Source organism: Halorubrum sp. Atlit-8R (genome assembly GCF_003666025.1).
Taxonomy (GTDB): Archaea; Halobacteriota; Halobacteria; order Halobacteriales; family Haloferacaceae; genus Halorubrum; species Halorubrum salinarum.
This window is the reverse complement of sequence record NZ_QPLV01000005.1, coordinates 114,012-139,678: the sequence shown is the minus strand read 5'-3', so window position 1 is coordinate 139,678 and position 25,667 is coordinate 114,012. Positions and strand designations below refer to the sequence as shown.

Annotated in this window: 31 protein-coding genes and 1 tRNA gene; 19 read left to right on the top strand and 13 right to left on the bottom strand. The window is 60.4% G+C overall.

Annotation, left to right across the window (positions count from 1 at the left end; translation table 11 throughout):
- Positions 1-4: 4 nt before the first annotated feature.
- Positions 5-268: a hypothetical protein gene (locus DVK05_RS13360; RefSeq protein ID WP_121564058.1), complete on the bottom strand. Its 264-nt coding sequence runs from the start codon at positions 266-268 to the stop codon at positions 5-7.
- Positions 265-606, bottom strand: coding sequence for a hypothetical protein (locus DVK05_RS13355; RefSeq protein ID WP_121564056.1), 342 nt, complete (start codon positions 604-606; stop codon positions 265-267). The genes DVK05_RS13360 and DVK05_RS13355 overlap by 4 nt, the downstream gene beginning before the upstream one ends.
- A 304-nt stretch (positions 607-910) precedes the next feature.
- Here DVK05_RS13355 and thiL point away from each other — a divergent pair, with 304 nt between their 5' ends.
- Positions 911-1,819: a thiamine-phosphate kinase gene (gene thiL / locus DVK05_RS13350; protein ID WP_121564054.1), complete on the top strand. Its 909-nt coding sequence runs from the start codon at positions 911-913 to the stop codon at positions 1,817-1,819.
- Positions 1,820-2,182: 363 nt separating this feature from the next.
- On the opposite strand, the gene DVK05_RS13345 is transcribed toward thiL, so the two are convergent.
- Both DVK05_RS13345 and gpmI read right to left on the bottom strand, forming a co-directional pair.
- Positions 2,183-3,325, bottom strand: coding sequence for a thiolase family protein (locus tag DVK05_RS13345; protein ID WP_121564052.1), 1,143 nt, complete (start codon positions 3,323-3,325; stop codon positions 2,183-2,185).
- A gap of 63 nt (positions 3,326-3,388) precedes the next feature.
- Positions 3,389-4,912 carry a 2,3-bisphosphoglycerate-independent phosphoglycerate mutase gene (gene gpmI / locus DVK05_RS13340; RefSeq protein WP_121564050.1) on the bottom strand — a complete coding sequence of 508 codons (1,524 nt, stop codon included), beginning with the start codon at positions 4,910-4,912 and terminating at the stop codon, positions 3,389-3,391.
- Positions 4,913-5,061: 149 nt separating this feature from the next.
- Here gpmI and DVK05_RS13335 point away from each other — a divergent pair, with 149 nt between their 5' ends.
- The 4 genes from DVK05_RS13335 to DVK05_RS13320 all read left to right on the top strand — a co-directional run bounded on the left by DVK05_RS13335 (position 5,062) and on the right by DVK05_RS13320 (position 8,233).
- The gene (locus DVK05_RS13335; RefSeq protein WP_121564048.1) at positions 5,062-5,721 is read left to right on the top strand and encodes an ArsR family transcriptional regulator; all 660 of its coding nucleotides are present in this window, start codon (positions 5,062-5,064) and stop codon (positions 5,719-5,721) included.
- Between the two features lie 167 nt (positions 5,722-5,888).
- Entirely contained in the window at positions 5,889-6,809 is a 921-nt protein-coding gene (locus tag DVK05_RS13330; protein ID WP_121564046.1) for a DMT family transporter, read from the top strand.
- A 130-nt stretch (positions 6,810-6,939) separates the two neighbouring features.
- On the top strand, positions 6,940-7,533 hold the full coding sequence (locus DVK05_RS13325; RefSeq protein ID WP_121564044.1) for a GNAT family N-acetyltransferase: 594 nt from the start codon (positions 6,940-6,942) through the stop codon (positions 7,531-7,533).
- Positions 7,534-7,639: 106 nt separating this feature from the next.
- The gene (locus DVK05_RS13320) at positions 7,640-8,233 is read left to right on the top strand and encodes a transporter (protein ID WP_121564042.1); all 594 of its coding nucleotides are present in this window, start codon (positions 7,640-7,642) and stop codon (positions 8,231-8,233) included.
- Between the two features lie 44 nt (positions 8,234-8,277).
- Here the strand turns inward: DVK05_RS13320 and DVK05_RS13315 are convergent, their stop codons facing one another.
- On the bottom strand, positions 8,278-8,730 hold the full coding sequence (locus tag DVK05_RS13315) for an RNA-binding domain-containing protein (RefSeq protein WP_121564040.1): 453 nt from the start codon (positions 8,728-8,730) through the stop codon (positions 8,278-8,280).
- Positions 8,727-9,341, bottom strand: a complete 615-nt coding sequence (locus DVK05_RS13310; protein ID WP_121564038.1) for an AAA family ATPase — start codon at positions 9,339-9,341, stop codon at positions 8,727-8,729. Before DVK05_RS13310 ends, DVK05_RS13315 begins: the two co-directional genes overlap by 4 nt.
- A gap of 101 nt (positions 9,342-9,442) precedes the next feature.
- On the opposite strand from DVK05_RS13310, the gene DVK05_RS13305 reads away from it, so the two are divergent.
- The 4 genes from DVK05_RS13305 to DVK05_RS13290 all read left to right on the top strand — a co-directional run bounded on the left by DVK05_RS13305 (position 9,443) and on the right by DVK05_RS13290 (position 11,306).
- A tRNA-Arg gene (locus DVK05_RS13305) sits at positions 9,443-9,517 on the top strand.
- Positions 9,518-10,272: 755 nt separating this feature from the next.
- Positions 10,273-10,509 (top strand): hypothetical protein, encoded by a 237-nt coding sequence (locus tag DVK05_RS16965; protein ID WP_147437790.1) that lies wholly within the window; start codon positions 10,273-10,275, stop codon positions 10,507-10,509.
- Positions 10,499-10,717 (top strand): hypothetical protein, encoded by a 219-nt coding sequence (locus DVK05_RS13295; RefSeq protein ID WP_121564034.1) that lies wholly within the window; start codon positions 10,499-10,501, stop codon positions 10,715-10,717. Before DVK05_RS16965 ends, DVK05_RS13295 begins: the two co-directional genes overlap by 11 nt.
- Before the next feature lie 163 nt (positions 10,718-10,880).
- Positions 10,881-11,306, top strand: a complete 426-nt coding sequence (locus DVK05_RS13290) for a hypothetical protein (RefSeq protein WP_121564032.1) — start codon at positions 10,881-10,883, stop codon at positions 11,304-11,306.
- Here DVK05_RS13290 and DVK05_RS16960 read toward each other — a convergent pair whose 3' ends face one another.
- The 3 genes from DVK05_RS16960 to DVK05_RS13280 form a co-directional block, all read right to left on the bottom strand.
- Complete coding sequence (locus DVK05_RS16960) at positions 11,307-11,672, bottom strand: hypothetical protein (RefSeq protein ID WP_147437788.1); 366 nt, start codon at positions 11,670-11,672, stop codon at positions 11,307-11,309.
- A 128-nt stretch (positions 11,673-11,800) separates the two neighbouring features.
- A complete protein-coding gene (locus DVK05_RS13285; RefSeq protein WP_121564030.1) occupies positions 11,801-12,361 on the bottom strand; it encodes a site-specific integrase in 561 nt (186 codons plus the stop codon).
- Between the two features lie 148 nt (positions 12,362-12,509).
- Entirely contained in the window at positions 12,510-12,755 is a 246-nt protein-coding gene (locus DVK05_RS13280) for a hypothetical protein (RefSeq protein ID WP_121564028.1), read from the bottom strand.
- Positions 12,756-12,943: 188 nt separating this feature from the next.
- Here DVK05_RS13280 and DVK05_RS13275 point away from each other — a divergent pair, with 188 nt between their 5' ends.
- The 6 genes from DVK05_RS13275 (at position 12,944) to DVK05_RS13250 (ending at position 20,485) form a co-directional block, all read left to right on the top strand.
- On the top strand, positions 12,944-15,754 hold the full coding sequence (locus tag DVK05_RS13275; RefSeq protein ID WP_121564026.1) for a DUF499 domain-containing protein: 2,811 nt from the start codon (positions 12,944-12,946) through the stop codon (positions 15,752-15,754).
- Entirely contained in the window at positions 15,747-16,685 is a 939-nt protein-coding gene (locus DVK05_RS13270; protein WP_121564024.1) for a hypothetical protein, read from the top strand. Before DVK05_RS13275 ends, DVK05_RS13270 begins: the two co-directional genes overlap by 8 nt.
- Before the next feature lie 2 nt (positions 16,686-16,687).
- On the top strand, positions 16,688-17,668 hold the full coding sequence (locus DVK05_RS13265) for a DUF1156 domain-containing protein (RefSeq protein ID WP_121564022.1): 981 nt from the start codon (positions 16,688-16,690) through the stop codon (positions 17,666-17,668).
- Between the two features lie 27 nt (positions 17,669-17,695).
- Positions 17,696-19,255 (top strand): DNA methyltransferase, encoded by a 1,560-nt coding sequence (locus tag DVK05_RS13260; protein ID WP_121564020.1) that lies wholly within the window; start codon positions 17,696-17,698, stop codon positions 19,253-19,255.
- A gap of 8 nt (positions 19,256-19,263) precedes the next feature.
- Positions 19,264-19,653, top strand: a complete 390-nt coding sequence (locus DVK05_RS13255; RefSeq protein WP_121564018.1) for a hypothetical protein — start codon at positions 19,264-19,266, stop codon at positions 19,651-19,653.
- A 403-nt stretch (positions 19,654-20,056) separates the two neighbouring features.
- Complete coding sequence (locus DVK05_RS13250; RefSeq protein WP_121564016.1) at positions 20,057-20,485, top strand: hypothetical protein; 429 nt, start codon at positions 20,057-20,059, stop codon at positions 20,483-20,485.
- A 428-nt stretch (positions 20,486-20,913) separates the two neighbouring features.
- Here DVK05_RS13250 and DVK05_RS16955 read toward each other — a convergent pair whose 3' ends face one another.
- Positions 20,914-21,261 (bottom strand): hypothetical protein, encoded by a 348-nt coding sequence (locus tag DVK05_RS16955; RefSeq protein WP_147437786.1) that lies wholly within the window; start codon positions 21,259-21,261, stop codon positions 20,914-20,916.
- 95 nt (positions 21,262-21,356) lie between these two features.
- Between DVK05_RS16955 and DVK05_RS16950 the strand changes: the two genes are divergently transcribed.
- The 3 genes from DVK05_RS16950 to grpE are packed head-to-tail and all read left to right on the top strand — an operon-like array spanning position 21,357 to position 22,512.
- Entirely contained in the window at positions 21,357-21,707 is a 351-nt protein-coding gene (locus DVK05_RS16950) for a hypothetical protein (RefSeq protein ID WP_147437784.1), read from the top strand.
- A complete protein-coding gene (locus tag DVK05_RS13245) occupies positions 21,704-21,907 on the top strand; it encodes a hypothetical protein (RefSeq protein WP_121564014.1) in 204 nt (67 codons plus the stop codon). The genes DVK05_RS16950 and DVK05_RS13245 overlap by 4 nt, the downstream gene beginning before the upstream one ends.
- Positions 21,904-22,512: a nucleotide exchange factor GrpE gene (gene grpE, locus DVK05_RS13240; protein WP_121564012.1), complete on the top strand. Its 609-nt coding sequence runs from the start codon at positions 21,904-21,906 to the stop codon at positions 22,510-22,512. Before DVK05_RS13245 ends, grpE begins: the two co-directional genes overlap by 4 nt.
- A 756-nt stretch (positions 22,513-23,268) precedes the next feature.
- Here the strand turns inward: grpE and DVK05_RS13235 are convergent.
- The 3 genes from DVK05_RS13235 to DVK05_RS13225 all read right to left on the bottom strand — a co-directional run bounded on the left by DVK05_RS13235 (position 23,269) and on the right by DVK05_RS13225 (position 25,041).
- Positions 23,269-23,463, bottom strand: a complete 195-nt coding sequence (locus DVK05_RS13235; protein WP_121564010.1) for a hypothetical protein — start codon at positions 23,461-23,463, stop codon at positions 23,269-23,271.
- The gene (locus DVK05_RS13230; protein ID WP_121564008.1) at positions 23,460-23,852 is read right to left on the bottom strand and encodes a hypothetical protein; all 393 of its coding nucleotides are present in this window, start codon (positions 23,850-23,852) and stop codon (positions 23,460-23,462) included. The genes DVK05_RS13235 and DVK05_RS13230 overlap by 4 nt, the downstream gene beginning before the upstream one ends.
- Before the next feature lie 196 nt (positions 23,853-24,048).
- Complete coding sequence (locus DVK05_RS13225; protein WP_121564006.1) at positions 24,049-25,041, bottom strand: site-specific integrase; 993 nt, start codon at positions 25,039-25,041, stop codon at positions 24,049-24,051.
- A gap of 224 nt (positions 25,042-25,265) precedes the next feature.
- Between DVK05_RS13225 and DVK05_RS13220 the strand changes: the two genes are divergently transcribed.
- Positions 25,266-25,658, top strand: a complete 393-nt coding sequence (locus DVK05_RS13220) for a DUF1648 domain-containing protein (protein ID WP_121564004.1) — start codon at positions 25,266-25,268, stop codon at positions 25,656-25,658.
- Positions 25,659-25,667: the final 9 nt, after the last annotated feature.

Below are 25,667 nucleotides of genomic sequence, written 5' to 3'. Positions count from 1 at the left end.
CGGGTTACTGCGTGGGGTCGTCGGCTGCGGTGCGGTTCGTCGTCGCCCGTCGCTCGCCGGCGCGGCGGCCGTCGGTCGAGCGTCGGTCGGCGGCGGCGCGTCGGTCGCCGCGGCGCTCGCCGTCGCAGCGAGCGCTCGGCGCGAACGTCGTGGGGTCGGGTCGGGGGACGTCGCCGGTCCCGGCCATCGGGACGGCGCGGCGGAACGAGCCCTCGGCGGGCGATCCGGCCGAGCGGTCGCAGGAGCGGCGCGCGGCGTTCGCCGTCATCGCGACCCCCCGTCCGTCCGCGTCCGCGAGGCGGGACGCAGGTCGGGAACGAGCGGCGCGTCGCGCTCGTCGTCGGTCGGCGGGCGGGTCGGCCGGCGGGCCTCGGTCGCCGGCGACGAGCCGGGCGACCGCGTCCCGGTGGCTCGGCGGGTCGTGATCGTCGGGACCAGCGGCGCGCCGGCCTCCTCGGTGAGCGGGGTGCGGCCGGGGATCGTCCGGGGAGAAGGTGTCGTCGTGCTCGACTCCGTCCGGCGGTCGGTACGGGTCGTCGAGTCCGCGTCGGTCGTACTGTCGGTGCGTCGGGTCGTGTCGTCGGGCGTGTCGTTAGGTGTCTTCATCGGGTCGTGTGGGCGGTTGGGGCGGTCGTCTGGTGATCGACTCGGTGCGTCGGGTCGCTGCGTGTCCGTGTACGGATACTGCCATTGCGACTGGGACGACTCGGGAGGGAGTAATAAACATAATGATTGATAATGATAATATTCGTTATGTTGTTTTACCCGATTAAATGTTCCATGACAACACGGCGCACAGACACGGCGAACGGACCGAGCGAACGGCCCTCGGCGTCGGCTCCGGGTGATGGTCCGCGCTCCGGGCGCCCGGACCGATCGCTTATTGCCCTCGCCGCGCCGAGCGTCGGTAGTGAACGAACGCGACGCCCTCCGGGCCCTCGCGGCCGACCTCCCGCACGCGGGCGACGACGCCGCCGTCGTCGACGGAACGGTCATCACGACGGACATGCTCCACGAGCGGACCGACTTCCCGCCCGGGACGACGCGGTACACCGCCGGCTGGCGTGCGGTCGGCGCGTCGCTGTCGGACGTGGCCGCGACCGGCGCGGCCGCGCGCGCGGCGGTCGCCGTCTACGCCGACGAGGCGTTCGACCGGGACGACCTCGAGGCGTTCGTCGCCGGCGCGGTCGACGTCTGCGAGGCGGTCGACGCCGAGTATGTCGGCGGCGACCTCGACGAGCACGCCGAGTTCACGACGGCGACCACCGCGGTCGGCGACGTGACCGAGGCCGGAGCCGTCACCAGGTCGGGGGCGCGGCCGGGCGACGCGCTCTGCGTCACCGGCGAGTGGGGGCGGTCTGCGGCCGCGCTGCGCCTGTTCGAAGAGGGGGACGACGCGGCGGTCGAGCGCGCGAACGAGCTGTTCCGGTTCACGCCGCGGGTCGCTGACGGGCTCGCGCTCGCGGGCACCGCGACCGCGATGATGGACTCCTCGGACGGGCTGGCGCGGTCGTGCCACCAGCTCGCCGAGGCGAGCGGGGTCGGGATCGAGTTGGACCGGGAGGCGGTCCCGGTTCACCCCGCGGTCGAGGAGGTGGCCGAGGGGTCGGCGGAGCGGTTCGAACTCGCCGCGCACTTCGGCGAGGACTTCGAGCTGCTGTGTGCGGTGCCGGACGAGGAGTTCGAGGCGGTCGCGGCGGCGTGCCCGGCCGGCCTGACGCGGATCGGTTGTGTGGTCGAAGGGCCCGAGGAAGCGCCGCGCGTCACGGCCGACGGCGACCCGCTACCCGACCGCGGCTTCACGCACGGCGACGAGTAAGCGATCGACGACAAGAGCGGATCAGCGATCGACACGGACACCTCCGAAGCCCCGGCCGTGAGGCGTGCGCACGCTCGCTGCGGTCCTCACTCGGTCGCTCACTTCGTTCGCTACCTCGTTGCGGTCCTTGCGTCGCCTGCGCACGCCTCACGGCCGCCCCTTCGAGTCCCGCCCGCACCGCGACCGCACCTCACGCCTCCCCAGCCTCGTCGCTCGCTGCTCGCGGTTGCACCGCTCGCAATCGAGGTGCTCGCTTCGCTCGCACCTCGCACCGCTCGCGACTCCCTCGCGGGCTGGCTCGCGGCCGCCGGGGGGCGGCCGCTCGCAGGCGCGCCGCGGCGGAAAGTTCGTCTCGCGGGTCGCCTACCGGATGAACTCGATCGCGGCGCCCTGTCCGAACCCGACGCAGAGCGTGGCGAGGCCGCGCTCGGCGTCGCGCTTCTGCATCTCGTGGAGCAGCGTGACGGGGAGGCGCGCGCCCGAGGCCCCGAGCGGGTGGCCGATAGCGATGGCGCCGCCGTTGACGTTGTACTTGTCCTCGTCGACGCCGAGCTCGCGCCGCGAGTACTCGCACTGCGAGGCGAACGCCTCGTTGAGTTCAACCAGGTCGTAGTCGTCGATGTCCGTGCCGGCGCGTTCGAGCAGGCCGCGGGTGGCGGGCACCGGGCCGATCCCCATCACCGTGGGGTCGACGCCGGCGACCGCGTTGGTGCCGACCTCGGCGAGCACGTCGAGCCCGTGCTCCTCGGCGAAGGCCCTGCTCGTGACGACCGTGAGCGACGCGCCGTCGGAGATCTGCGAGGAGTTCCCGGCGGTGACGCTGCCGTCGCCGGTGAACGCCGGCGGCAGGTCGGCGAGCTTCTCGGCGGTTGTGTCCGGGCGGATGCCCTCGTCCTCATCGACGAGCCCGTCCTCGGTCTCGACGGGGACGATCTCGTCGTCGAAGCGGCCGGACTCGGTCGCCTCCGCGGCGCGCTGGTGGCTGCGGGCGGCGTACTCGTCTTGCGCCTCGCGGCTCACGTCGTACTCCTCGGCGACCTTCTCGGCGGTCATCCCCATCTGGAGCTGGAAGAGGTTGTACCGCTCCGAGAGCTCGGGGTGGAGGTGCTGGTAGGAGTCGCCGTCCATCGGGACGCGGCTCATGTTCTCGACGCCGCCGGCGATGATACAGTCGCGGTTGCCCGCGGCGATCGCGTCCGACGCCGAGATGACCGCCTGCATCGAGGAGGCGCACCAGCGGTTGATCGTGGTGGCGGGCACCGACTCGCCCAGCTCCGAGAGGAGGGCGATGACGCGCGCGACGTTGTTGTCCTGCTCGGTCCGCTGCTGGGCGACCCCCCACATCAGGTCGTCGACGTGGTCGCTGGTCAGCCCCGTCTCTTCGAGCGCGTGGTCGATGAGCGTCGTCGAGAGGTCCTCGCTGCGGACGTCCTCGTAGACGCCGCCGTCTTTCCCCTGCGGCGTTCGGTACGCGGCCGCGATCACGGGCGTGGTCTCGTCTGTCATGAAAGATAACAGGACAGACGCCGTATTAAAACGCCGTGGAACGGGCGGGAATCGCTCCGAAGTTTATCGTTTATTCGCGAGCAGGCTCTCGCCGGTCATCTCCGCGGGCCGGTCGCGGTCCATCAGGTCGAGGAGCGTCGGCGCGATGTCGCAGAGCGAGCCGTCCTCGCGGACCCTGCGTCCCCCGTCGTCGCCGTCGGGCGTCAGGTAGACGAACGGGACCGGGTTGTACGTGTGCGCGGTGTGCGGGTCGTCGGCCGTACCCATGTCGTCGGCGTTGCCGTGGTCGGCGGTGACGACCGCGTGCGCGCCGGCGTCGGCGACCGCGTCGAGCAGCCGGTCGAGCTGTTCGTCGACGGCCTCGACGGCCTCGACCGCCGCGTCGAAGTCGCCGGTGTGACCGACCATGTCCGGGTTCGCGTAGTTGAGGACGAGCAGGTCAGGGTCCTCCGAGGCGACGGTCTCGACGGCCTCGTCGGTCACCTCGGGGGCGGACATCTCGGGCTGGTGGTCGTAGGTGGGCACGTCCGGACTCTCGACGATGGTGCGGATCTCGCCGGGGAACTCCACCTCGCGGCCGCCGTTGAGGAAGTAGGTGACGTGGGGGTACTTCTCCGACTCGGCGATGCGCAGCTGGGTGCCGCCCGCGTCGGCGACGACCTCGCCGATGGTGTTCTCGGGGATCTGCGGCGGGAACGCGACCGGGAACTCGAACGTCTCGTCGTACTCGGTCATCGTCGTCATGCGCACGTCGGGCTGATCGAGGTCGAACTCCCACGCCGGCCGGGTGCCGGTGAGCATCCGGACCAGCTGCCGCGCGCGGTCCGCGCGGAAGTTGAAGAAGATCACCGCGTCCCCGTCTTCGAGCGCGGGCTCGCCGGCGACAAGCGTCGGCTCAACGAACTCGTCCGTCTCGCCGCGGGCGTGGGCCTCCCTCGCGGCCGCGACGGCGCTCTCGGCCTCGTGGGGCGCCTCGCGCGAGACGATGGCGTCGTACGCCTTCCTCGTGCGCTCCCAGTTCTCGTCGCGGTCCATCGCGTGGTACCGCCCCGTCACGGTCGCGACGTGGCCGGTCCCGCGCTCGTTCGCCTTCGCGGTCACGTCGGCGAGGAACCCGTCGGCGATCTCCGGGGCCGTGTCGCGCCCGTCGGTGAACGCGTGGCTCGTCGCCGGCACGCCCGCGTCGGCCGCGGCGTCGATCAGCGCGAGCAGGTGCTCCACGTCGGAGTGGACGCCGCCGTCGGAGACCAGTCCCATGAAGTGGACCCGGCCGCCGGTCGAGTCGGCGTGGTCGAGCGCGTCCGCGATCGCGTCGTTGTCCGCGAGAGACCCCTCGGCGAGCGCGTCCGTGATCCGCGTGTACGCCTGCTTCACCACCCGCCCGGCGCCGATGTTGAGGTGGCCGACCTCCGAGTTGCCCATCTGTCCCTCGGGGAGTCCCACGCGCCGCCCGTGGACGACGAGGCGGCCGTCCGCCCCGCGCTCCGTCGCCGCGTCGAACGTCGGCGTGTCGGCCGCCTTCACGGCGTCGCGGCGGTCGTGGTCGCCGAGCCCCCAGCCGTCGAGGATGACGAGTGCCGTCTCCATACTCCCGCGTGCCGCCCGCGGGGTAACTACCCTTCGGTGGGCGGCGTCTCGCCGCGCTCCCGGCGGGGCCGCTCCCTCGGTCGATCCGCGCCCCAAACGGCCGTCACCGGAAGCCAACCTTTTATCCGCTCGACGCTAACCACACGTTAATGGACTCCGCGGTACTGCTCGATCTCCTCGGTAACGAGAACCGCCGGCGCATCCTCCGGCTTCTCGCCACCAAGCCCTGCTACGTCACGGAGATCTCGGAGTACCTGGACGTGAGCCCGAAGGCCGTGATCGACCACCTGCGGAAGCTGGAGGAGGCCGGCGTCGTCGAGTCGACCACGGACGACCAGCGGCGGAAGTACTTCCGGATCGCGCGCAGCCTCCGCCTGGAGGTGAGCGTCTCGCCGTACGGCTTCGGCGCGAAGAGCGCGTACCCGGCGAAGAACAGCCTCGACATGTCCGGGCGCTGTCCCCACCTCTCGATCGAGGCGCCGGACGGGTCCGGCTCGACCGGCGACCTCGCGGAGCTCGCGGAGGAGTTCGCGCGCCTCCAGGACCTCGACCGCGAGCTCTCCCTCGCTCAGCGGTGGGTCCAGGGCCGCGTGGAAGACGCCCTCGCCGAGATCGACGAGCGGCTCGGCGGGCAGGCCGACAGCCGCTTCTTCGCGGCCGTCATCGCCGCGGTCGTCGAGACCGACGGCACCCCCGCGGCGGTGGCCGACGAGGTCGGCGCACAGGAGTCGACGGTCGAGAGCGCGCTCCGACGGCTCTCCGACGTGGGCGTCATCGCCCGCGACGCCGACGGGTACCGCGTCCGCTGACGGTCGGCCGTCTCCCGGGCCTCGGGCGCCCTGAGTCGCGCTCACCACCGAGTCACGCTCACTTCCGGGTCGTGCTCGCACCCTAACCGCGCTCGCCCCAGGTCGTCCGAGCCAGCGAACCGGGCCGCTTCCGGAAGCTTTTGGCCCGGTCCGGGAAGAGGGCCGACGTGAGCCGTCTCAGAAACCTCTCGCTGTTCCTCGTCCTCGCCGCCGTCTGGGGCTCGGCGTTCGTCGCGATCAAGGCGGGGCTGACGTACTTCCCGCCGGTGCTGTTCGCGGCGTTCCGGTACGACGTGGCGGGGGTCGTGATGCTCGCGTACGCCGCGTACGCGGTCGAGGACCCGATCCCGCGCGGCCGGGACGCGTGGCTGGAGGTCGCCTCCAGCGCCGTGTTCATCATCGCCGCCTACCACTCCTTCCTGTTCGTCGGCGAGACGGACCCGGCGGTGACGAGCGCCGTCGCGGCCGTCATCGTCAGCCTCTCGCCGCTTTTGACCACCGTCTTCGCCCGCGCCTTCCTGCCCGCGGAGCGGCTGACCGCCGTCGGGGCGCTCGGCCTCGCGATCGGACTGGTCGGCGCGGTCGTCCTCGCGAACCCCGACCCAGCGAACCTGACGGGCGGCGGCACGGTCGCGAAGCTGCTCGTCCTGCTCGCGGCCGCCTCCTTCGCGCTCGGCTCCGTGCTCTCCCGGGCCTCCGAGGCCGACATCGCCATCGAGACGATGGAGGCGTGGTCGATGTTGCTCGGCGCGGGGCTCACCCACCTCGTCTCGGTCGCGATCGGCGAGTCGGTCGCCGACGCGGTCTGGACGACGGAGTCGCTGCTCGCGCTCGCGTACCTCTCGGTCGTCGCCAGCGGCGCCGGCTTCCTCATCTACTTCGACCTGCTCGACCGGCTCGGACCGATCGAGATCAACCTCGTCTCCTACGTCGCGCCGGTGTTCGCCGCCGTCGTCGGGTGGCTCGTCCTCGACGAGGGGATCACCGCCACGACGGTCGCCGGCTTCCTCGTCATCTGCGTCGGCTTCGCGCTGGTGAAACGCGACGCGATCCGCGAAGAGCTGCGGGCCGCCGGCGTGACCGGCTGAGCGGTTCGCCGACGTTCGCGACGCGCGATTGCCGGGCGAATCGTCGTGGGGGCGTCGCCGGACCGATAGGTGTGACACGCCCTCTCGCGCCCCCGACAGGATTTATTCGGACGGCGACGAGTCGTCTGACATGTTCCCCGAGGTAATCGAGACGGACCGACTCCGCTTGGAGGCGCGGCGCCCCGAGGCGGTCGACCTCGACGAGTGCTACCGGATCTGTTCGTCGGACCCCGGCATCGACGAGGTGACCAAGTACGTCACGTGGGACCCCCACGAGACGAAGCGGGAGACGCTGGAGTTCCTCGAACGCGGCCGCGAGCGGTTCGAGGACGGCGAGGCCGCGAGCTACGTGATCCGCCCCCGGGAGGGCGAGGACGGCGCCGGCGAGATAGCCGGCTTCGGCGGCTTCGGCGTCGACTGGGAGACGCGGACGGCGAACCTCGGCACGTGGCTCCGCAAGCGGTTCTGGGGCCGCGGCTACTCCGGCGAGCGCGCCGCCGCGCTCGTCGAGGTGGCGTTCGACGACCTCGACCTGGAGGTCGTCGCCGTGAGCCACCACCCCGACAACGAGCAGTCGCGGCGCGCCATCGAGAAGTACGTCGACCGGCTCGGCGGCCGCCGCGAGGGGCGGCTCCGGAACCGCCTGACGTTCGCCGACGGCAGCGTCCACGACGAGGTCCGGTACACCATCTCGCAGGCCGAGTGGCGAGAGGCGACCGCCTGATCGGCCGGAGAACTCTCCGAGCGCGTCGCTCGGCCGTATCTCCGTCAAATTTCGACTCCGTCTCGACCCAACAAACACTTACGCCGCCCGAAACGATACCGGGCGCATGTCTTCGTCACCGCCCGGTGGGACGACCGGTTCGAGTCCGAGCACGGCCCGAGAGGCGATCGGCGGCGCGGTCGCGGGCGCCGCCGCCTACCTCCTCGGCTACTTGTCCGTCTACCTCACGCAGAGCGGTCGGATCGAGGAGGGGCTGTCGGGGCTCAACTTCCTCGCCGAGCTGTTCGGGAACGACCCCATCTCGGCGTGGCAGGTGTCGGGCTGGATGTTCTACAACGCCCACTTCGTCGAGACCGTGTTCCCCGCGCTGTTCGGCGGCACGCAGTCGCGTAACCTCCTGATGGAGGCCGAGGGCGCCGGGTTCCTGTTCGTCGTCCCGCCGGCCCTGCTGCTCGTCGGCGGGCTCGTCGCGGGCCGGGTCGCCGAGGCGGACAGCCCCCTCGACGGCGCCCGTTCCGGGGCGCTCGTCGCGGCCGGCTACCTCCCGCTCGCGCTGGTCGGGGCCTTCCTGTTCCGATACGCCGTCGGAGACGGGAGCGTGGCGCCGGACGTCGTCACCGCCGTCCTCCTCGCCGGCGCTGTCTACCCCGCCGCCTTCGGCGCGCTCGGCGGCGCGGGGTCGTCGCTCCTGAGTAACTGAGTCGGACCGCAGGCGCGTTCCGTTCGAGTTCGACCACTCCGGAGTCAGTACGCCTCGTCCTCGGGGTCGAAGCGGTCGCCGTACTCGCGGACGGGGTCGACGGGCTGGCCCTCGTCGGTCTCGGGGGCGACGTAATCGATGAACGACTCCACGTCCGGCTCGCGGACGCGCACCTCCACGTCGATCTCGCCCAGTTCGTCCGGCTCGCCGACCGCGAAGTTGACGACGCCTTCGAGCGCCGCCTGCTTCTTCAGCGAGAAGGCGAACCCCTCGTCGGTGCGGTTCTGCCGGAAGACGCGGCGGGCGGTGTCGAGGATCTCCTGCTCGTGGAGCACGTCGGAGAAGGCGTCGAGGCTGTGCGTCTCGGCAATGAGCCGCCCGTCCTCGTGGGCCGGCTCGGCGTCCGGGAAGACGTTCGCGACCGCGTCCGCGACCCGGTCGGTCACCTCGGTGTCGTGGACCGGCGCCTCGATCCGGACGTCGACGCTGTAGATCACGCGCCGTCACCCCCGGCCTCGGCCGCCTCGGCGCCGCCGTCGGAGCGGCCGGACGCCTCGCCGTCGATGCCCAGCACCTCGCGGACGCGCTCGCGGAACGCCGCGAGGCTGTCGGTGTTGTCGATCTCCACGTCGGCGCGGTCGAGCGTCTCGCCGAGCCCGAGGTCGATCTCGCGGGCGTCGCGCTCGCGCAGCGCCGAGAGGTCGGCGTCGGAGTCGTCGCGGCCGCGCTCGCCCAGCCGCTCGGCGCGGAGCTCGAACGGCGCCCGGATCGCGACGAGCGTGAAGTCGTCGCCGAACGCCTCGCGGAAGCGGTCGAGTTCGACTGTCGACCGGAGCCCGTCGACCAGGACCGTCTCGTCGCGGTCGCTCTCGGCCGCCGCCTCCCGGATCCGCGGGAGCGTCCGGGCGGCAATCGCGTCGTCGCCCTCCTCCTCGCGGAGCGCCTGCGCGATCCGCCCGTGGTGCTGCGCCGGGTCGAGGTCGCGGCGCCGGCACTCGGCGCGGATCACGTCGCCCATGACGACGACGGGGATGCCGGCCGCCTCGGCCACGTTCGCCGCCTCCCCCTTCCCGCTGCCGGGGAGGCCGACGGTTCCGATGACGTTCATTACCGGCGAATACTCCGCTCGCGGACTTAGGTCTGCTGTTGGCCCGCCGACGGCGCGAACCGCGGGCGTTTTTTAGACACGGGGGATCAGGAGACGATAGGGGGCACGTAGCTCAGCCAGGATAGAGCGTCGGACTTCTAATCCGATGGTCGTGGGTTCGAATCCCACCGTGCCCGTTCCCGCAGAACACGGTCAGATTGGCAAGATGACTCGGGGTTTGGCCTGCTTTTCACCCCGAACCGCGGGCTGATTTCGTCATCCGTAATGACGCGGCCCTGTCTCCTCATGCGGTTCATTGGATTGCAGGGTCGCCGTGGTATAAGTCTGAGAATTTATTCCAACACCAGATAGGAGGATTCTAATTCGCCTCTGAACGGTAGAATCAGGATTCGTGGGTCTCGTCTCGACGTGGGCATTGCGTCTCCTCATGGTGGACTACGTTTTCCACTGTGGCGGGCGGTGGGACTTCGTCCACTTTGTAGGCGGCGTAGATGGTCATGCCGCAGAGGTTACATTGGTACATGCCTTCGTCGTCTGCTGGCGTGTAGTGGTCGTTGATTGCTTGCTTGACGCGTTCTGCTGTCCATCTATTCTTATCAGACACATTATATTTAGATAATAATTGCGCGGCTTTGGTATTTGGAAGATATTCTTTCGGTTAAATACACAAGAGGCCCGACGAGTAGGTGATGGGTTCTGACAACGACAACAGTGACAGTACGGGAGTGTCGACTCCGAGCCGTTCGAGACCCAACGAGGTGCAGTTACAGGCTGGTCGCATCGAGGTGCAGATTACGGGCTACGCTGAGGAGTCGGAGCTCGTCCGCCTCGCCAGTGAGCAGATGGAGCGGCAGATGCGTCAGTGGGTTGAAGTAGACCGTCAGGTCGTAGCGACCGAGCCCGAGGGCGTGCTGTCGCTTGGGGGTGACCGATGACCCAGCCAGACGCGTTCCTCGAATCAGCGAAGGAGCGGGCGGACGAGAAGGGAATGCGTGTGGACGTGTATCTCGCTCGGCAGATTGAGTTGTCCGCGCTCGCGTTAGGTCGCGTCTGCGGTAGCTCCGATGAAACCAACCCAGAATCTACTGCGGTGGCGTTCGATGTCCGAGAGCTAACCGATGCTGCGGAACGGTTGCAAAACGTCGTTGAGGTGGAATATGAGGCGTAGGGATTTCGTTGAGTCTGCAGCGGCCTCCGTCGCGTTGTCTCCGTTGTCGCAAATCGACGTACGCCCAGACGACGAAGAGGAGGAAGAGGAAGTCGAGATACTGTTGCACATGTCCCAAAGAAAGTACGAAGAGCTCCGCGAGAAGGGTGAAATCTATAAAATAGAGGAGGGAATCTGGCGATTCATTCCCGAGGAGCACAGAGAATGACTACATCAGTAACAGTCTCTTGTCCGTCCGTAGGGTGTGGGAACAGTCACGCTGTGGTCGTTGACGACCGCGGGCATGACCGAGCTGAGACGCTGTGCAAGGACTGCGGTAATCGGGTCGTTGTCAAGACCAGAGACGGCTCGGTCGTTAGTACTGAGGTCGTATGAATCGACGCTCGTTCCTCAGCGCGCTCGGCACAGCCGCGACCGTCAGAGTCCCCTCGCTCAGCTCCGACGACAAGCAGGGCGAGGTTGAGGGCGAACTGGTGAAAGGCGGTCGTCGTCGCGTCTATCACTACCAGAGCGACCATTACGATTACATTCTGCACAAGTGGACGGTCACCGACAGTAACAACGATGTCCTCGATGTTCTCACTGCAAGGAGTGCGATTATGGGTTGCTGGTACGTTAGCGAGCATCAGTTGTTCGTCAGTGAGTTGCCGTTGGATTGTTCGCGCTTGTCGCGTAGCTATCGCTTCGGTTCGGACATCAGCCGCTTGCGAGTGGTCTACGAGGACGGTCGTACCGAGGTAACGGATTGGGACGCGGCGAAGGAAGAGTACGTTCGGGATTTCGATTCTGGTAGGTAGTTACCAGACTCGTACAAGTTGTCCCTCCCGCAGCACCGCAGCTGCGCCCTCTTCTCCTTTTTCGCTGGTCAGCAGCGTTCCAATCCGTCCTTCTCCATACATGGCGAAGAACATACTTTCGTATATTGAGGTCATGAACAGGGCCAGAGAGTCGTCGGGTATTCCGAAGGGAGTATCCTCAGCTCCATCCCATGAAACCCTCATCTTTCGCTCATCACCGTCATGCTTGACGGTCATTGGATAAGTTCTGATAGATTCGGGACTGACTCCAAGCTGTTCTGCGAAGGTGTGGACTGCGAGGGTTCGCATCGCGGTTTGTTTTGCGTTCTCTGCGTCGTTGTCGGATGGATTGTTTGCTTGTGCCATCGCATATGTTACTGTGGCTATCAGACTCTAAAACCCTTTGAAACCGCCTAAGACGGCTTATTTTGGCATTTTAGGTATTTTGAGTGGGGCGAGACTTTCGGAGTATTGGCCGATAATTAACAGATACTTTAGAAGTCTGCGTCGTCCAGTTTGCTGCTGACGACTTCGTCGGAGGGGAGCCAGTAGTGGTCTCTGAACGTACTGTAATCAGAATGTCCTGACCATTCCATCACTTCTGCGGCGGCGAAGCCTTCGCGCACCAGATGCGAGCAGTAGTAGCGGCGAAGGTCATGGGGTTTCAGGTCTCGCCAATCGCTGTTTCCAGTCTCGTCGGCGATTGCTTTGGCAGCGTCGTACGTCCAGTTTCGGACAGTGCGTTTGGTGACATCGATGATGCGGCCGTTGGTGTCTTGGATGCGGCTGATTGTCTGAAGTTGTTCACCGACGCGCTCGGGAACGACAGCTTCCCTGAGCTTGTTGCCTTTGCCGTCGCGGACGCGCAATCGGTGAACGCCTTTGTCGGATTTAATGATGTCTCCTGACCGAATCTCAACGACTTCTGAGATGCGGAGGCCGCCGAGGAGCATGCAGCGGATGGCTGCTTGTTTGATTGGGTCGTCGTAGTAGCGTTCGAGTTGTCCTGCCTCTGAGCGTTCAAGGAAGAGTCTGTTCGGTTCTTTCTTTTGCATGTGAGAATATATATTCTGAACTAGATTTTTAGGTGTTTTCCGAATAACCGAAGGAATTCAGAAGCGGATTTTGGATTCTATGCGCTGAAGGGTAGGGTTAGAGCGGTTGTGAACGGGGGAATTTCTGTTTCTGGGTGAGAATCGGAAACTAACCAAGCACTTCGTCTGCACCAGCCCACACCAGAATGCCAACGATGAGGACAAACAGAAGCGGTGCAGCCTGAGCCAAGCCAGTCCACCAAGGAACGACAGCACCCTCCAGCAGTGATATCGCATCTCCCGTGGTTGCTGAGGGCGAATTGAGCAGCCACATACTCCCGCCGAGCAGCGGGAGAGCTACGAACAGAAAGAACCCACCAAAGGCGATGAGCTGGATGGTTTCTTTCGCGTCCATATCTAAGGTTGTAGATTTCGAGCAAAGAGCTTTGGGTCATTCGGAGGTGAACTCCTTCCAGAGTCACCCTCTCCGAGTCTTGAGTCGCGTTATCTGAATGTGTAACGCCGAGATAACCATTATAAGCGCGGCCTCAGACTGTCTTGACGTGCCAATCTCATGTACGTCGATAGGTTCTGGTGGTAATCATGGCTGACGGTGTCATTGCTGATTACGTCGAGCCCAGTGACGAAATACGCGCTACTGATGGTAGCATCGACCCTGCAGGGTTGCTGGATGAGGTTAGCCTCTACAACCTCTACGATGAACGAGAGTCCCCAGAGCAGGACGCAGAGCGTATTCTCGAAATCACCTATCCGACAGAGACTCTCGATACGATAATCCGCAATACTGCTCGTAAGCTCGACGCTGAGGCTGATTTCTCTGAGGGCGGCCAAATCGTCGGCGGTGAGTACGGCAGCGGGAAAAGTCACATCGAACTCGTCGTCTACCATCTCTTCAATTCCCCTTCGCTCGGTCAAACGTGGCTTGACCAGCAGGGCATCGACGCGACGCTCCCTGAGGAGACACGCGCAACTGCCCTCCAGATGTTCAATCTGGACAAGGAGTACAACCGACTGTCGGAGGCTGTCGGTGACTATCTCGGTATCGATGAATGGACAGAGAGTGCTGACCTCCCTACCGTCCACCAAATTCGAGACACGCTCGAAGGGAAGCCAACGCTCGTCCTTATCGACGAATTCGAGCGGTGGTTCGGCATGGCAGGTCGTTCTGAGTACCGAGATGATAACCTCGCCTTCCTCCAGAACCTTCTCGAAGCCGCAGGTCGGGACGACACCCAGCTGAGCGTCTTTGTCTCACTGCTCTACGAGGACGAGGATGTACAGGCCATCACGCAGCGAACGAATCCCTTCACGTACGACCTCTCTTCACGCCGCGACGAAAAAATAGAGTTCATCCTCCACCGCCTCGTCGGTGACGTAACTGACCCAGACGGTGTCGCTTCTCTGGCACAGGAGTACGCTGACGTATATCGCCAGAACGACCAGATACAACTGGAGGACTATCAGGATATGCAAGACCGCATCGAGCGGTACTATCCGTTCCATCCTATCGTCCTCGACCTGCTGATGGAAAAATACTCCGAGCAACGCATCTCCTCTGACGCACGCGGTCTTCTTCGCTTCCTAACCGAGATTCTCCGCGACAACTACCACGAAGTCGACCTCATCTTATCGGGCGATATCGACGTCCACGGATACACCGACCGCTTCCAGTACATCGACAATGAGCTCGTTGGAAAGTACATCAACGACTACAATCGTCTCCAGAAACCCGACGGCAGCTTTGACGAGTATATCGAGGAGCTGATGAACATCGTTCTCATCCACAGTCTTGCTCGGGCGGGTGAAGAAGGAGCAAACAAGCGACAGATGCTGATGGGGACGATTCGGAAAGGTATCAACGCTCACCGTCTCATCCAGACTTTCAGAGAGGAGGTCTACGGCCACGCGTGGCACATCCACCGTATCAACGGGGAATACGCCTTCGACGTCGAGGAGAACCCTGCTGCTCGTATCGAAAAGAAGGCCGAGGACATCCACAAACACGACGCGATTCACCGCATCGAGTCGCTCGTCCGTGAAGACCTGTTTGGGGGCCACAACAACGTCTACATCCTTGACCCAGTCAACACCGAACAGGACATACCAGACAACAAGACGCTCAAAATCGTTGTCTCTCTCGGTGCGAAACGGAACTACGACGAAGACTTCGATGCCCTGACCACGGGACAGGAACGGGAGTACAACAACACTCTCGTGCTCGTCACACCAGAGAAGCGGTCGAGCGTCGACACTAACACAGGCATCATCGAGCTCGCTCGAAAGGTCGTTGCAGGCGAGCAACTCAAGCGGGAAGAAGAAGTTCTACCCGAAGGCTTCGATGAGATTCACGACCAGAACTACCAGAACCTCCGTGACCGCGTCCGTGACAAGTACGGGACGGTTCATACGTCGACCGAGCGTGGTCTCTTCCCCCAAGACTTGCCGTCTGGTGGGAATATGGACTTCTACGCGGCGACCACGTCGGTGGTTGAGCCCGACTCCAGCCAACTACGCTCAGAAGTCAAAAATATCGTGAAAGACGAAGGGGGCAGCGGGATTCAGTACGAGCATCTCCGCAACGACATCTACCGCAATCCGAAGTACACCACCCTAACCAGCGAAGAAGAACTCGAAGACGCGATTGACTCCCTCTGTCGTGATGGTGTCATTCAGGTTGGGAACTACTTCGAACAGAGCGTCGGCAGTCTCGGCAACGATACGAACCTCGTCCACGAGCAGTATGTCACCGAGGAGGAGGATGAAGAAGACGACGACGATACCATCACTATCGATACAACGGGCGGCGATGGAGGTGACGGCGGTAACGGAGGTGTGACCACCACGGGTGGTACGACAACCACGACAGGCGGTGGTGACGGTGGTGGGAGCACGACGACAGCAACAACAGCATTCAATTGTCCACAGTGTGGTGACGAACTGGTCGACAACTCGTGTGAGTGCGGCTTCGAGTTCACCGCGACGGATTTAAAAGAAGGAAGGGTCTCCGTTGAGGGAGCGACGACTGAAGAACTTCTGGAGGAGTTTGGTATTGACGAGGATGTCGGCCCGAAAATTCGACCTCATCCACCGATGGGGACGATTGACGCTGACAACAAGCCCGACCTCATCGACCAGTTGGAGCGTGACATCGGAATAGAATGGGAAGTCCACGAAGCCGAAATAACCGTTGAGGGGCAGCTAACCTCCGCCGACCTCGAAGACTACGGACTCAGCATTGACGCGTTAGACGAGAGGGTCACGCTGGACGAGACATTCAATATCGACCCAGATGAGCCATTCTCGCGGCAGGGCTTCCTGAGTCTTGTGTGGGACTTGAACGTTCCTGAGAATGCCTCCGTTTCAGTGAGTCTGCAGGTGGACAAAGATGAGTAACGGTCTCTATGGAGCAGCGGAATTCGACGCCCTGCTTAACGAAGAGAACGTCTTCGATGGCGTGTTCGAGTGTTTTCGGCGTATCTGGGGCGACACCAAAGCACTCAACGACCGTAACCTGACTGAATCGGAATACCAGACCCGTCGCCTCGAATATGAGCTGACCAGCCTGTACCCGTCGCTCTACGACGACCTCATTGAGCAAATGGGTGGGCATCCGTTGACCGAGCTGGACAGCGGGTGCGGAGTCATCATGGACGCGCTCAGTCTCCGCGAGGGGTTCCGCTTGGAGCAGGAGTTGGCGGACGACCACGACTGGGACGTGTCGCTCTCGTGGGCTCCAATCGAAGGACTTCCGAGCGAGACGCAGTTCATTTGTCGTGAGTGGTTCGACGCGCAGAGTCCGTCGGCGGTTTCGCAGGAAAACTACCGCTTCATCGGGGACATGGACGTGCCGCAACTCCCCAGCAGCGACCCTGCCTACATCTGGACGCGACATCCAGACCAGCGGCTCGAAGGTGCGCTGAAGGGCAACTACTCTACAGAGGAGGTTGAGGACATTTACGAGGACGTGAGGTCGCTTCTGGAGACGATTGTCCACGAAAGCGTCCATGAAGAGTTCCTCGTAACGAGCGACCACGGCTACGTCAACCACCTCGGGAACTCCCCCTACTCACTGAGCGACGAGCAGGAGGAAGCGGTCTCGAAGAAATTCAGTGGCCGCTTCTGCGAAGTCGCCAACGGTAGCGCGTATCAACTGCTGGAGGAGGCGAACGTTATTAAGAGAGAAGGTGGCCATTACATGATACGTGGTCACCACAGTTGGACGAAACGTGGTGCGACGAAGAAAATCATGCACGGCGGGCTGAGTCTGCCCGAGTGTATGACTCCAGTGCTTCGCATCGATACTGACCCCGCAGGAGGAAGCTAACCATGGAAACTTGGAATAAACTACCGCTCGCAGCGATGGATTGGTTCGCAGAACGAGAAGCGATTAATAGGAATTACTACAGACCAATATATTCCATTCATAAGTGGTGGGCAAGGAGGCCCGGGACGACTTTTCGAGCACTGGGATTAGCGACGCTTACCGACGATAGTGTTCAGGCTGAAGATATTCTCAGAGAAACCAGTTCAGGCTCTTTCGATGGCCTATTTTTTGAAGACCAGCAAGAAAAATTCAGTGATAAAACAGTTCTTGACCCATTCGTTGGTGGAGGTACTACTTTATTCGAATTGAATCGTTTGGGAGCACAAACAATCGGTTACGAGCTGAATCCTGTTGCTTGGTGGACAGCAAAAAAATCGATTGATGAGGTTGATTTGAATAAACTCCGAGATAGATTTGAGCGGGTTCTTGATGATGTCCGTGATGAACTTGATGAGTACTATACTACAAAAGACCCAGATACTGGGAAAGAGTGTGAAATACTCTATTCTCTCCAAACGCAGAAAGTAAAGTGTCTCTCTTGCGAAGATTCCGTTCAACTGTTCCCTCGATATGAACTGGGTAAAAAGAAGAAGACATCGCCAGCTGTAATTTACTGCAAGAATGAAGATTGCGAGAACCGCATTGAGTACTTAGACCATGAGATAGGTGAGACGGAGACATGTAGCAGTTGTGGTGAAGAGTTTGACCCGAGTGAAGGAACATATGGATATGGGAAATTCACTTGCTCTAATGGGCATAAGAGCGACGTAAAGGAATCGCTGCAGAGAAACGACCAAAAGCCAGAGTTCGAGTATTTTGCTTTGTATTATCGAACCCCTGCTGGTGAGAAAAAATTCAAAGAACCTGACGCTGATGACCTAAATAAAGTTAAGCAGGCGGAAAATAAGCTTGAGGAAATAAGAGAAGAATTGCCAATCCCATCGCAGAAGATACCCGATGGAGATAAAACGCGGGCTTTGTAGAATTACAATTATGAGAGATTCTCAGAGTTGTTTACCGACAGGCATCTTCTCACATTCGGTAAACTATTTGACCGAGCCAAGGAGGTAGACGACAAGAATATTCGGGAGTTCCTGATTACGGCGATTTCAGCTGCACTCACTCGAAACGGTAAGCTCTGCAAGTGGAATACTGGTAGAAAGACATCACTCAATGTATTTCAGCGACATGCATATATTCCCGTTGTCCAGCCTGTTGAAGGCAACCCACTAAACCGAGCGCAAAACATCACCGCACTCGAAAACCACTTCGACAAAGTATATGATGCTAAAGAGTACTGTCAGCGTCCATTTGAGAAAGTTAAAAACACCAAAACAGGTGATATCGACAAGCGATATATTCAGAATGAGTCAGTATCGGAAGACCGTCTACACTCACTCCAAAGTAAAACCTCCGAAAGGCTTGATGAGCCTGACCAAAGTGTAGACTATGTCATTACAGACCCGCCGTATTACGATAATGTTCAATATAGCGAGCTATCTGACTACTTCTACGTCTGGCTGCACCAAGCACTCAAAGAGGACTATGACGAATTTGAGCCTGAAGTGGTACCAAAGGCACGAGAGATAGTTGCAAATAAAAAATCGGGTAAAAGTGAAGACTTCTTTATCGATAGTCTATCAAATGTCTTCTCGGAATGTCATAGAGTATTGAAAAATGATGGTGAAATGGTATTCACTTATCATCACAATGAAAACGAAGCGTGGTCTGTGATTCTACAGGCCATTATCGATAGTGGATTTACAGTTACTGCTGCATATCCCGTTCAATCTGAACGGTCAAACAACCCACACATAACTAATCTAGATAATGCAGAATATGACATACTAATATTTGCTAATAAAGAAAAGTCGGAAGATGAGACAACGCTCGAAGAGCTACGACAAGACTTATTCTTCGACCTTCAGGAGATTGCTGAAGCTGAAAGAAAACGTCACAGTTCCCTATCGCAAGCTGACCTTGGTGTCATTCTACGTGGTAAATGTATGTATTACTACTCAAAACACTACCCATATGTGTATTCTGACGGTGAAGAAGTCGGTATTGACGAGGCACTCGATACGGTCGATTCGGTTATTGAACAAGTCTTGGAAAGCACAGTCAGCCTCCCTGCGAGTATCGACTCAATCACGCAGGCCTACGCAGCATTCCAACAGCGTGGATTTGAGGACTACGACCAGCTGAACAAACATCTGCTCGCAAAGAACCTCAACGTCAGCGACCTCGAAGACGAGAAGCTGGTGAAGGGGCCCCGAGACAAGAAGGAGCCTGTCACTGCCGACGAGCGCATCAACTACATCGAGTCCAAGCTGAACAGCGGCTCTGGCTCACAGCAGACCCTCGGAAACGGCGACGACGATGCCGACAATCTGCTGGACATCGATAAGGTGCACTACCTCTATCACCTCTACAAGACCGACCAGAACACCGTTGAGTACCTCAAGGAGTGGAAAAGCTCCGACCTTGAGGACTTGGCCGACTTCATGGCCGACGTGACTGGTGACGAACGGTACGAGCGCGTGATGGAGATGGGGCTCCAGCAGTTCTAAGATAGACTATGCCACTGCACCAAGGCTACAACATCGTGACGGAGCGGGTCGAGGAGACGGAGTCAGAGCTGGCTGCGCTCACGTTCTTCCGCAAGGCCGCACACGACGAAGAGATTGAGACGCCTGTCACAGTGGTCGGTCTTGAGACGCTCCTCTACAACGCGGCTGAGGACTCGCGGAGCGAAGTGCTGGCGACGCTTCGACAGGTACTCCGAGGCACGCGGTCGCTGAGCGCGATGGACGCCGTGCAATTCGACATCGACGGTCGAATCGTCGATGATGTCGAGTTCCGTGTTCGGATTGAGCGGAGCGGTGAAGGCATCTACCTTGACATCGGCCAGCTGTTCGTTGAGGAACCGCAGCCGATGGGTGCGACTCACGCGGTCGCGAGAAAGTAGCAGTTCCCGACTCCGCTTCTATCCGTATTCAATGGGTTGGCGCGTCCGACAGGCGCGGTTCTCCCTTCGGTGCGCTTCCGCCGCCTGACCCTCAGAGATGCTGAGTTAGCTTGACCCTCCGTGTCTTTCGCCCCAGTCTGACCCTCGGGCCTGCAGACGCTCGGCCCGAACCCACCACTCTATCTCGCTGCTCGGGGGAGAGTCATCGCTGGTCTGCCCGAATCCATCTGGCTCGAAGCGGGTATTCCCCTACCCGTTCCGTGGGAACGGTGTCGGCGCACTTGAGCACAAGTGGCGGCGACCTACAATCTGGTCTCAAATGCGTAGACCACTGGCATACCCCTACCTCTCCCCACCGTAGACCCCCGTAGACCAAAGTAACAAGAAAGTTATAATACTAGCCATGGAACTGCGACAGCACGACCGCGACTACCTCGCCGTCTTAGAGGAGCTGGGCGGGGAGGCAACGACAACTGAGATTCGAAAACGAACAGAGATGGACGGACGGCAGGTGAATTACAGACACGAGAAGCTTGCTAAGAATGGTATCGTGAACATTGAACTCGACAACAGCCTGACTGCCGACGGTGCTGCAGGGATGCAGGTAGCCGAGTTAACCGACAAGGGGTGGGAGTTGATTCAGAGAGGTGAAGCCGTCAACGGAGACGTGGAGGAAACTACTGAGGAGCGACTTGATGAGTTAGAGGAAACGATAGATGGAGCAATCCCTTGGATGAACGAAATGGTCGCCCGTGTCCGACGTATCGAGGCGTTCTTAGAAGAGCGCGGAGCAGACCTTGACGGGTATGCCGACGTTGAAGATTTTCACTGAAGAGAAGATTATGGCTTACTCAAGTTCAACCCGCGCGACGGACTCACACCTGAGCGCATCTACGTTTGTTTGTATGTTGATTCAGCATTAGCCTCTCCGTCGATAGCCGTCGAGAGGAGTCGAACCCCCACTCCGCTCATTCGGAGCCTCCAAGCGCGGCCTGAGCTGCTTCAGTGGGTGATACAGTCATGAAACACTCCTTACAAAGACTCACTTCACCGAATTCAGTCACTACGTCCCGAGTCCAAGGAACTGCCTCCTCGCAATGGTCACAATATGCTGTACCTCGAACGTGCTCGCAGTCGTCGTCAGTGAAGCGGTTCATCGTCCATCACCTGCCTCACGGCCGCAGTCTGGACAATACCAGCTACCGTCGGGACGCTGTACCAACGCCGACCCGCACCAACTACACTCGTACCCGCGGACGCTCATAGTGCATCACCCTCGCTCGCGAGGACAGCCTCGTAATCCGCATGCGTCGCTATTTCAATCGGGTCAAGCTCACGCGTCACATCATACACTCCGACAAACATCGCGTCAACCGACTTGTTAGCCGTCTCAACGCTAATAACATCACCATCATCGCCTACCAGTAGTGTCTCGACACCACGTCCAAAGATTGGCTCCATCCGCGTCTCCTCAACCTCGTAGCCCTGCTCGACCCAGCTGGATACTGTCTCGACATGCGCGTCGTACGCTGCGTCGCACAGGTCGTAACGTCGTTTGATTGCCTCTCGTTGATTGTCTGTACTACCGTCGTTTCTGCTATTTGACATCGCAGGTAAATGTATGGTATCCGACTTTTAGTATCTATCGGGTAGAATCTGCGTGGAAGTAATGCTTTAGTATATCAAACAGTAATACTAAACAGATGAGTAATACTAACCGACCCGACAACAGTACAGACGACCAGACGGAGGAAAAAGACGAGTATACCGTCCCCGCCCGCGTCCGCGCCTTCAGCGAAGCCCTGAGGCTCGCGGGCGTTCATGCTAAAGTGAAACGCGGCATCATCGCAGACAAAGCCAACGTCAGCGACGACACCGCAAGCCGCGCCCTCCAAGACGCCCGTGAACTCGGCTGGCTACACCGACATGGCAGCGGCGGACACAACCACTACATCAGCAACCAAGCGGGTAGCATCGGCACAGGCCTCGTCCGCAACGAATGCGACGAGTGCGAGAAACAACTCAACTTCTCCAAACAACTCACAGAACGATGACCAGTAAAAACCTCGACCTCGATGTCATCGACAAAGACGACGGCACAGTCACACTCAAAACAGCCCTCGACACAATCCACGTCAGCAAAACTGACACCGTACCAAGCAGCATCCTCGTCGCCACGACCGACTTCGACATGAACCGACGAGACGAGCACGCCGACGACGACGACCCAGTAACCAACGGTGATACACAATGAGCAAAGAACGCACTTCCGTCGCCATCGACCCCGAAAACAAAGAATGGATAGACAGCGTCGACGCCAATCTTAGCGAGCTGGTCAACGAGATGGTATCTCGGAAACGCATAGCCGCAGCGAAAACCCGACCCGACCAGCTACGAGAAGAGATTGCAGAGAAGCAAGAACAGCTCGAATCCAAGAAAGCAGAAGTCCGCCGCATCAAGCAGGAAATCGAAGAACTCGAAACTGAACTCGAACAATACGAATCGGGTGAACGGGACGCCTTTGACGACCTCATCGATGCCGTCGAGGACAGCATCCGACTCAGCCCAGAGGATAGAAAAACAGGTAGACTTCAATCACTCGCGGAACGCGCTGGCATCACCGTTGAGCAGTTCCAGCAAATCCTTGAAGAAGCGGATATCCACTCTGTCGAACCTGCAGCAACCCCTGACGTGGACAACCTCGGTAACATGCCGATGCTCGAAGAGGAGAACGTCCTCCCCGACGAGCTCGTCGACGAAGACACGCCAGATATTATCGACCCTGACGACGACGAGTACGTAACCCTCACCGACAAGCAAGAGGCGGTCGTCAGGAACGTTGTCGAAGAGGACTTCTGAGGACAGAGCGGGTAACCCCCTCCCAGTATTACGTAATAATCTGCGTAACATTATTACGATTAACACATACCAAGCAGCTACCAGCCTTGCTATGATGCTCTCAGAGGAGAGGAATGGGGTGGAGAGTGTTACGTAATAATCTGCGTAATAATATTACGACTCTGGAATCACCCAACAGTAGCGGTACGTAATAATGTTACGTAAAATAATACGTAATACTTCATACTCCATGTATCCAATCCTCAGCGACTACCATCGCTGGTAGGTCTTGATAGGTGACCAACCAATCCTCCTCAGAACGGGTGTGAAAACCAGTCAGTACGGTGGCCAACGCCCATCAGTGGTCTGTCCTGACGATGTTCGAATCTTATCAACGCGTCTCTTAGTGCCCATGTTAGCCTGTGATAACTCCGTTGCGACGCGGTCTCTATCCGCATCAGCGAGTGTTTCCCGAGCATCTTGTTCGCTGGACTCCATATCGACTATGACCCACCCTTTGTTGAGTGATTTCGGGTGGTGAGGTGTGCCAGCGCAGGCTTGTAGCCACTCGTCGTAGTGGTTTCCCCAGAGTGGGTCGGCAGCGAAGGTTGGTTTGTTATGACAGTAGATGAGCCATAACGTACCGACTCGCCGTATTTGATAGTACACGTCATGTTGGTTTTTGCCGTTCTCGACGCGGTCACCGAGCATCAGCAGCTGACCGTCTTCTATTCTATTTTCATTGTTAGTGTCTATCATGGTTGTGGGGGTGGCACGTTACAGCCTCCGTTGTCGCTCTTCTTCGACTCTATCTAGGTATTCGATTTCCTCAATGCGGTCTTCCAACTCCTGAATCTCATCGTAGAGGTCGTCGCAGCGGCTCTCGTCGGGGTTGTCTTTGTCCTGTTCGTTGGCGAGTTGGTCGCGGAGGTCGTCGCGTCGGTCGCGCAGTTCTTCGATTTCTGGCCTCATGCCTTTTCACCCGCGTACGCGGCCATCGTCTCCTCAAACGCCTGTTTGTAGTCGACATCATAATCCGAGTTGTGGAGGGTCTGGAACTTGTGCAGGGTATCGAGCAGGCCGTCGATATCTACGCCGTTGTTATCAGGTTCATAGCTGCTGTTCGCAATCTGTTCGCGGAGTTCGCGGCGACGCTGCTCGACAGCATGTGCGTAGTGGTTACGAACGAGGTAGACTGTATCCACGTCAATGTCAGCCTCCTCTGCGACGTGTTTAATCACCTCGTCGGTGGTTAGGGTGATGTTCAGGTCGACCGCTCGCTGCTTCTGGGGCGGTAGGTCGCCGAAGTCTTTCTCGATGCTGTACTTCTGCTCATTAGAGCTCTGGTTCGTTGCGGCCATTACATATGGATAGATGGCTGACAGACTTTGGTATCTTCCGAAATCTGGCTACTCAGACCTTCTACTGCCTGTTTAGGGTTAGGCCCCTTCTCCAGTTTTTATAAACAGGTCGGAGGCCCCCTGCCCACTAACGCTGAATGAGTGAGGCCCCCCTACCAGTGCGTTTGAACTACGGGAACGCCCCCGTATGTGCGCATCACAATCCGTCGAGGTACTGACGACGCGTCTCCATCTTGTCCCGCTCTGAGAGCTGCGAGTAGTGTTTCTCAAGAACGTCAACAGAACAATCAACGCGGTCGCTGACGGCTGTCTTGGGGACATCCTCGCGGAGCATGTGGGTCACCGAGCCGCGTCGAACCGAGTGGGCAGCGGTTGACGATGGGCATTCGTAACTGTAGCTGTCGTTGACAGCAGCTTCGCACTCCGATTGGTCGCGGTCATGTGGGCAGTCATCGGCGTACCAGCAGGGGCGTGTGAGTCGGTACATCCAGCCGCGGATTGTGTTTTTGGCTATCCGACCCATCTTTGATGCGAGGAGTGGGCGTCGGCCATGCTCGTCCGTTACGTCGTACCGTTTGTTCTCGATGAACTCATCCAGCACAGTACACGTCTCCTCTCGAAGGGCGACCAGTCGCTCGCCGTTGTCGCCGTTTTTCAGTCGAGTGTCGGTATCGGGCCTGTTGACGAATCGGAGGTACTGTTCGTTGGAATCGTAGTCTCGTAGGTCAAGGGCTCTGAGAGCTCCAGTTCGAGCAGCGGTGCGCCAAGCAATCAAAAAGAGGACGTGTTCCTTGGAGGCGAACCGATATCGGTCGAGTCGTTCGAGAATCTGCTTCGCTTGGTCAGTCTCGACGATGTCTTCGCGGATGTTCTCCTTTCCCTGTAGAGTCGGTGAGACTGCGCTCTCATGGAGGTTTTCTTCAGTGTAATCCAATCGCTCCATGTAGCGCAGGAAGCTCCGCAGCGTGTCCATCTGAGACTTGATTGTCGGCTTCGCTAACCCTTCAGAACGCCACGTTTTGTACTCATGAACGTCTTGCGCGTCTATCTCTTCGACTTCTTCGAGTCCCTGATTTTCGCACCAGTCAACGAAGAAGCGGAGTCGGTATCGGTAGGATTGGACAGTTGCGGGTGAACATTCGGTCTCTCGGTGCTCTAAGTATACGGTCACGGCGTCATCGATGTGCATTGGGGTTTGGGCACCTCTTTGTAGCCGAACCGCAGGTTGGAGATGGTCGTGGCCGAGCGCGGCTGGAAGCCGCGCGAGGGAACGAGCGCGTAAGCGCGAGACGGCGTTCGAATCCCACCGTGCTCGTGAAATTGCTGAACGGAATCAAGCGCGCCGAGTGACGGAACGCGGCGTTCGTTTCGCGCGAATAACGTATTTATTCGGGGCCGCCGTCGCCTATCCACATGGACCCTCCAGCAAGGCTTCTCGCCCGGCAGAAGACGGTCGCCGGCCTCGTCGTCGTCGCGCTGTTGGCGCTCAGGGGAGCTCTGTACGGCGCGCTCCCGGACCAGATGGCGATCCACTGGAACGCCGCCGGCGAGGCGGACAACGTCGTCGGGAAGCCGGTCGCGGTGCTCGCGATGCCGGCGGTCGTCGTGTTCATGAGCGTGCTGTTCGAGGTGACCGACAGCGACGTCGGCGAGCGCATCGTCGGCTCGCTGGCGATGCTCCTGCTGTTCGTCGTACAGCTGCTGGTGTTCGGCGTCAACCTCGGGTACGACGTGCCGATCGTTCCGATCGCGCTGGCGCTGGCGGGCGGGCTGGTCGCCGTGGCGGTGTGGTTCGAGACGCGGTGAGGTCGCCCG

Coding starts and splice junctions, on each gene's coding strand:
- DVK05_RS13230 (WP_121564008.1), bottom strand. CDS start 23,852: ATGGCCGCAACGAACCAGAGCTCTAATGAGCAGAAGTACAGCATCGAG.
- DVK05_RS13310 (WP_121564038.1), bottom strand. CDS start 9,341: ATGAACGTCATCGGAACCGTCGGCCTCCCCGGCAGCGGGAAGGGGGAG.
- DVK05_RS16960 (WP_147437788.1), bottom strand. CDS start 11,672: ATGGCACAAGCAAACAATCCATCCGACAACGACGCAGAGAACGCAAAA.
- DVK05_RS13235 (WP_121564010.1), bottom strand. CDS start 23,463: ATGAGGCCAGAAATCGAAGAACTGCGCGACCGACGCGACGACCTCCGC.
- DVK05_RS13285 (WP_121564030.1), bottom strand. CDS start 12,361: ATGCAAAAGAAAGAACCGAACAGACTCTTCCTTGAACGCTCAGAGGCA.
- DVK05_RS16965 (WP_147437790.1), top strand. CDS start 10,273: ATGACCCAGCCAGACGCGTTCCTCGAATCAGCGAAGGAGCGGGCGGAC.
- DVK05_RS13325 (WP_121564044.1), top strand. CDS start 6,940: ATGTTCCCCGAGGTAATCGAGACGGACCGACTCCGCTTGGAGGCGCGG.
- DVK05_RS16955 (WP_147437786.1), bottom strand. CDS start 21,261: ATGTCAAATAGCAGAAACGACGGTAGTACAGACAATCAACGAGAGGCA.
- DVK05_RS13250 (WP_121564016.1), top strand. CDS start 20,057: ATGGAACTGCGACAGCACGACCGCGACTACCTCGCCGTCTTAGAGGAG.
- DVK05_RS13255 (WP_121564018.1), top strand. CDS start 19,264: ATGCCACTGCACCAAGGCTACAACATCGTGACGGAGCGGGTCGAGGAG.
- DVK05_RS16950 (WP_147437784.1), top strand. CDS start 21,357: ATGAGTAATACTAACCGACCCGACAACAGTACAGACGACCAGACGGAG.
- DVK05_RS13290 (WP_121564032.1), top strand. CDS start 10,881: ATGAATCGACGCTCGTTCCTCAGCGCGCTCGGCACAGCCGCGACCGTC.
- DVK05_RS13295 (WP_121564034.1), top strand. CDS start 10,499: ATGAGGCGTAGGGATTTCGTTGAGTCTGCAGCGGCCTCCGTCGCGTTG.
- gpmI (WP_121564050.1), bottom strand. CDS start 4,912: ATGGAGACGGCACTCGTCATCCTCGACGGCTGGGGGCTCGGCGACCAC.
- DVK05_RS13275 (WP_121564026.1), top strand. CDS start 12,944: ATGGCTGACGGTGTCATTGCTGATTACGTCGAGCCCAGTGACGAAATA.
- DVK05_RS13360 (WP_121564058.1), bottom strand. CDS start 268: ATGACGGCGAACGCCGCGCGCCGCTCCTGCGACCGCTCGGCCGGATCG.
- grpE (WP_121564012.1), top strand. CDS start 21,904: ATGAGCAAAGAACGCACTTCCGTCGCCATCGACCCCGAAAACAAAGAA.
- DVK05_RS13270 (WP_121564024.1), top strand. CDS start 15,747: ATGAGTAACGGTCTCTATGGAGCAGCGGAATTCGACGCCCTGCTTAAC.
- DVK05_RS13280 (WP_121564028.1), bottom strand. CDS start 12,755: ATGGACGCGAAAGAAACCATCCAGCTCATCGCCTTTGGTGGGTTCTTT.
- DVK05_RS13220 (WP_121564004.1), top strand. CDS start 25,266: ATGGACCCTCCAGCAAGGCTTCTCGCCCGGCAGAAGACGGTCGCCGGC.
- DVK05_RS13335 (WP_121564048.1), top strand. CDS start 5,062: ATGGACTCCGCGGTACTGCTCGATCTCCTCGGTAACGAGAACCGCCGG.
- DVK05_RS13225 (WP_121564006.1), bottom strand. CDS start 25,041: ATGCACATCGATGACGCCGTGACCGTATACTTAGAGCACCGAGAGACC.
- DVK05_RS13355 (WP_121564056.1), bottom strand. CDS start 606: ATGAAGACACCTAACGACACGCCCGACGACACGACCCGACGCACCGAC.
- DVK05_RS13345 (WP_121564052.1), bottom strand. CDS start 3,325: ATGACAGACGAGACCACGCCCGTGATCGCGGCCGCGTACCGAACGCCG.
- DVK05_RS13265 (WP_121564022.1), top strand. CDS start 16,688: ATGGAAACTTGGAATAAACTACCGCTCGCAGCGATGGATTGGTTCGCA.
- DVK05_RS13245 (WP_121564014.1), top strand. CDS start 21,704: ATGACCAGTAAAAACCTCGACCTCGATGTCATCGACAAAGACGACGGC.
- DVK05_RS13320 (WP_121564042.1), top strand. CDS start 7,640: ATGTCTTCGTCACCGCCCGGTGGGACGACCGGTTCGAGTCCGAGCACG.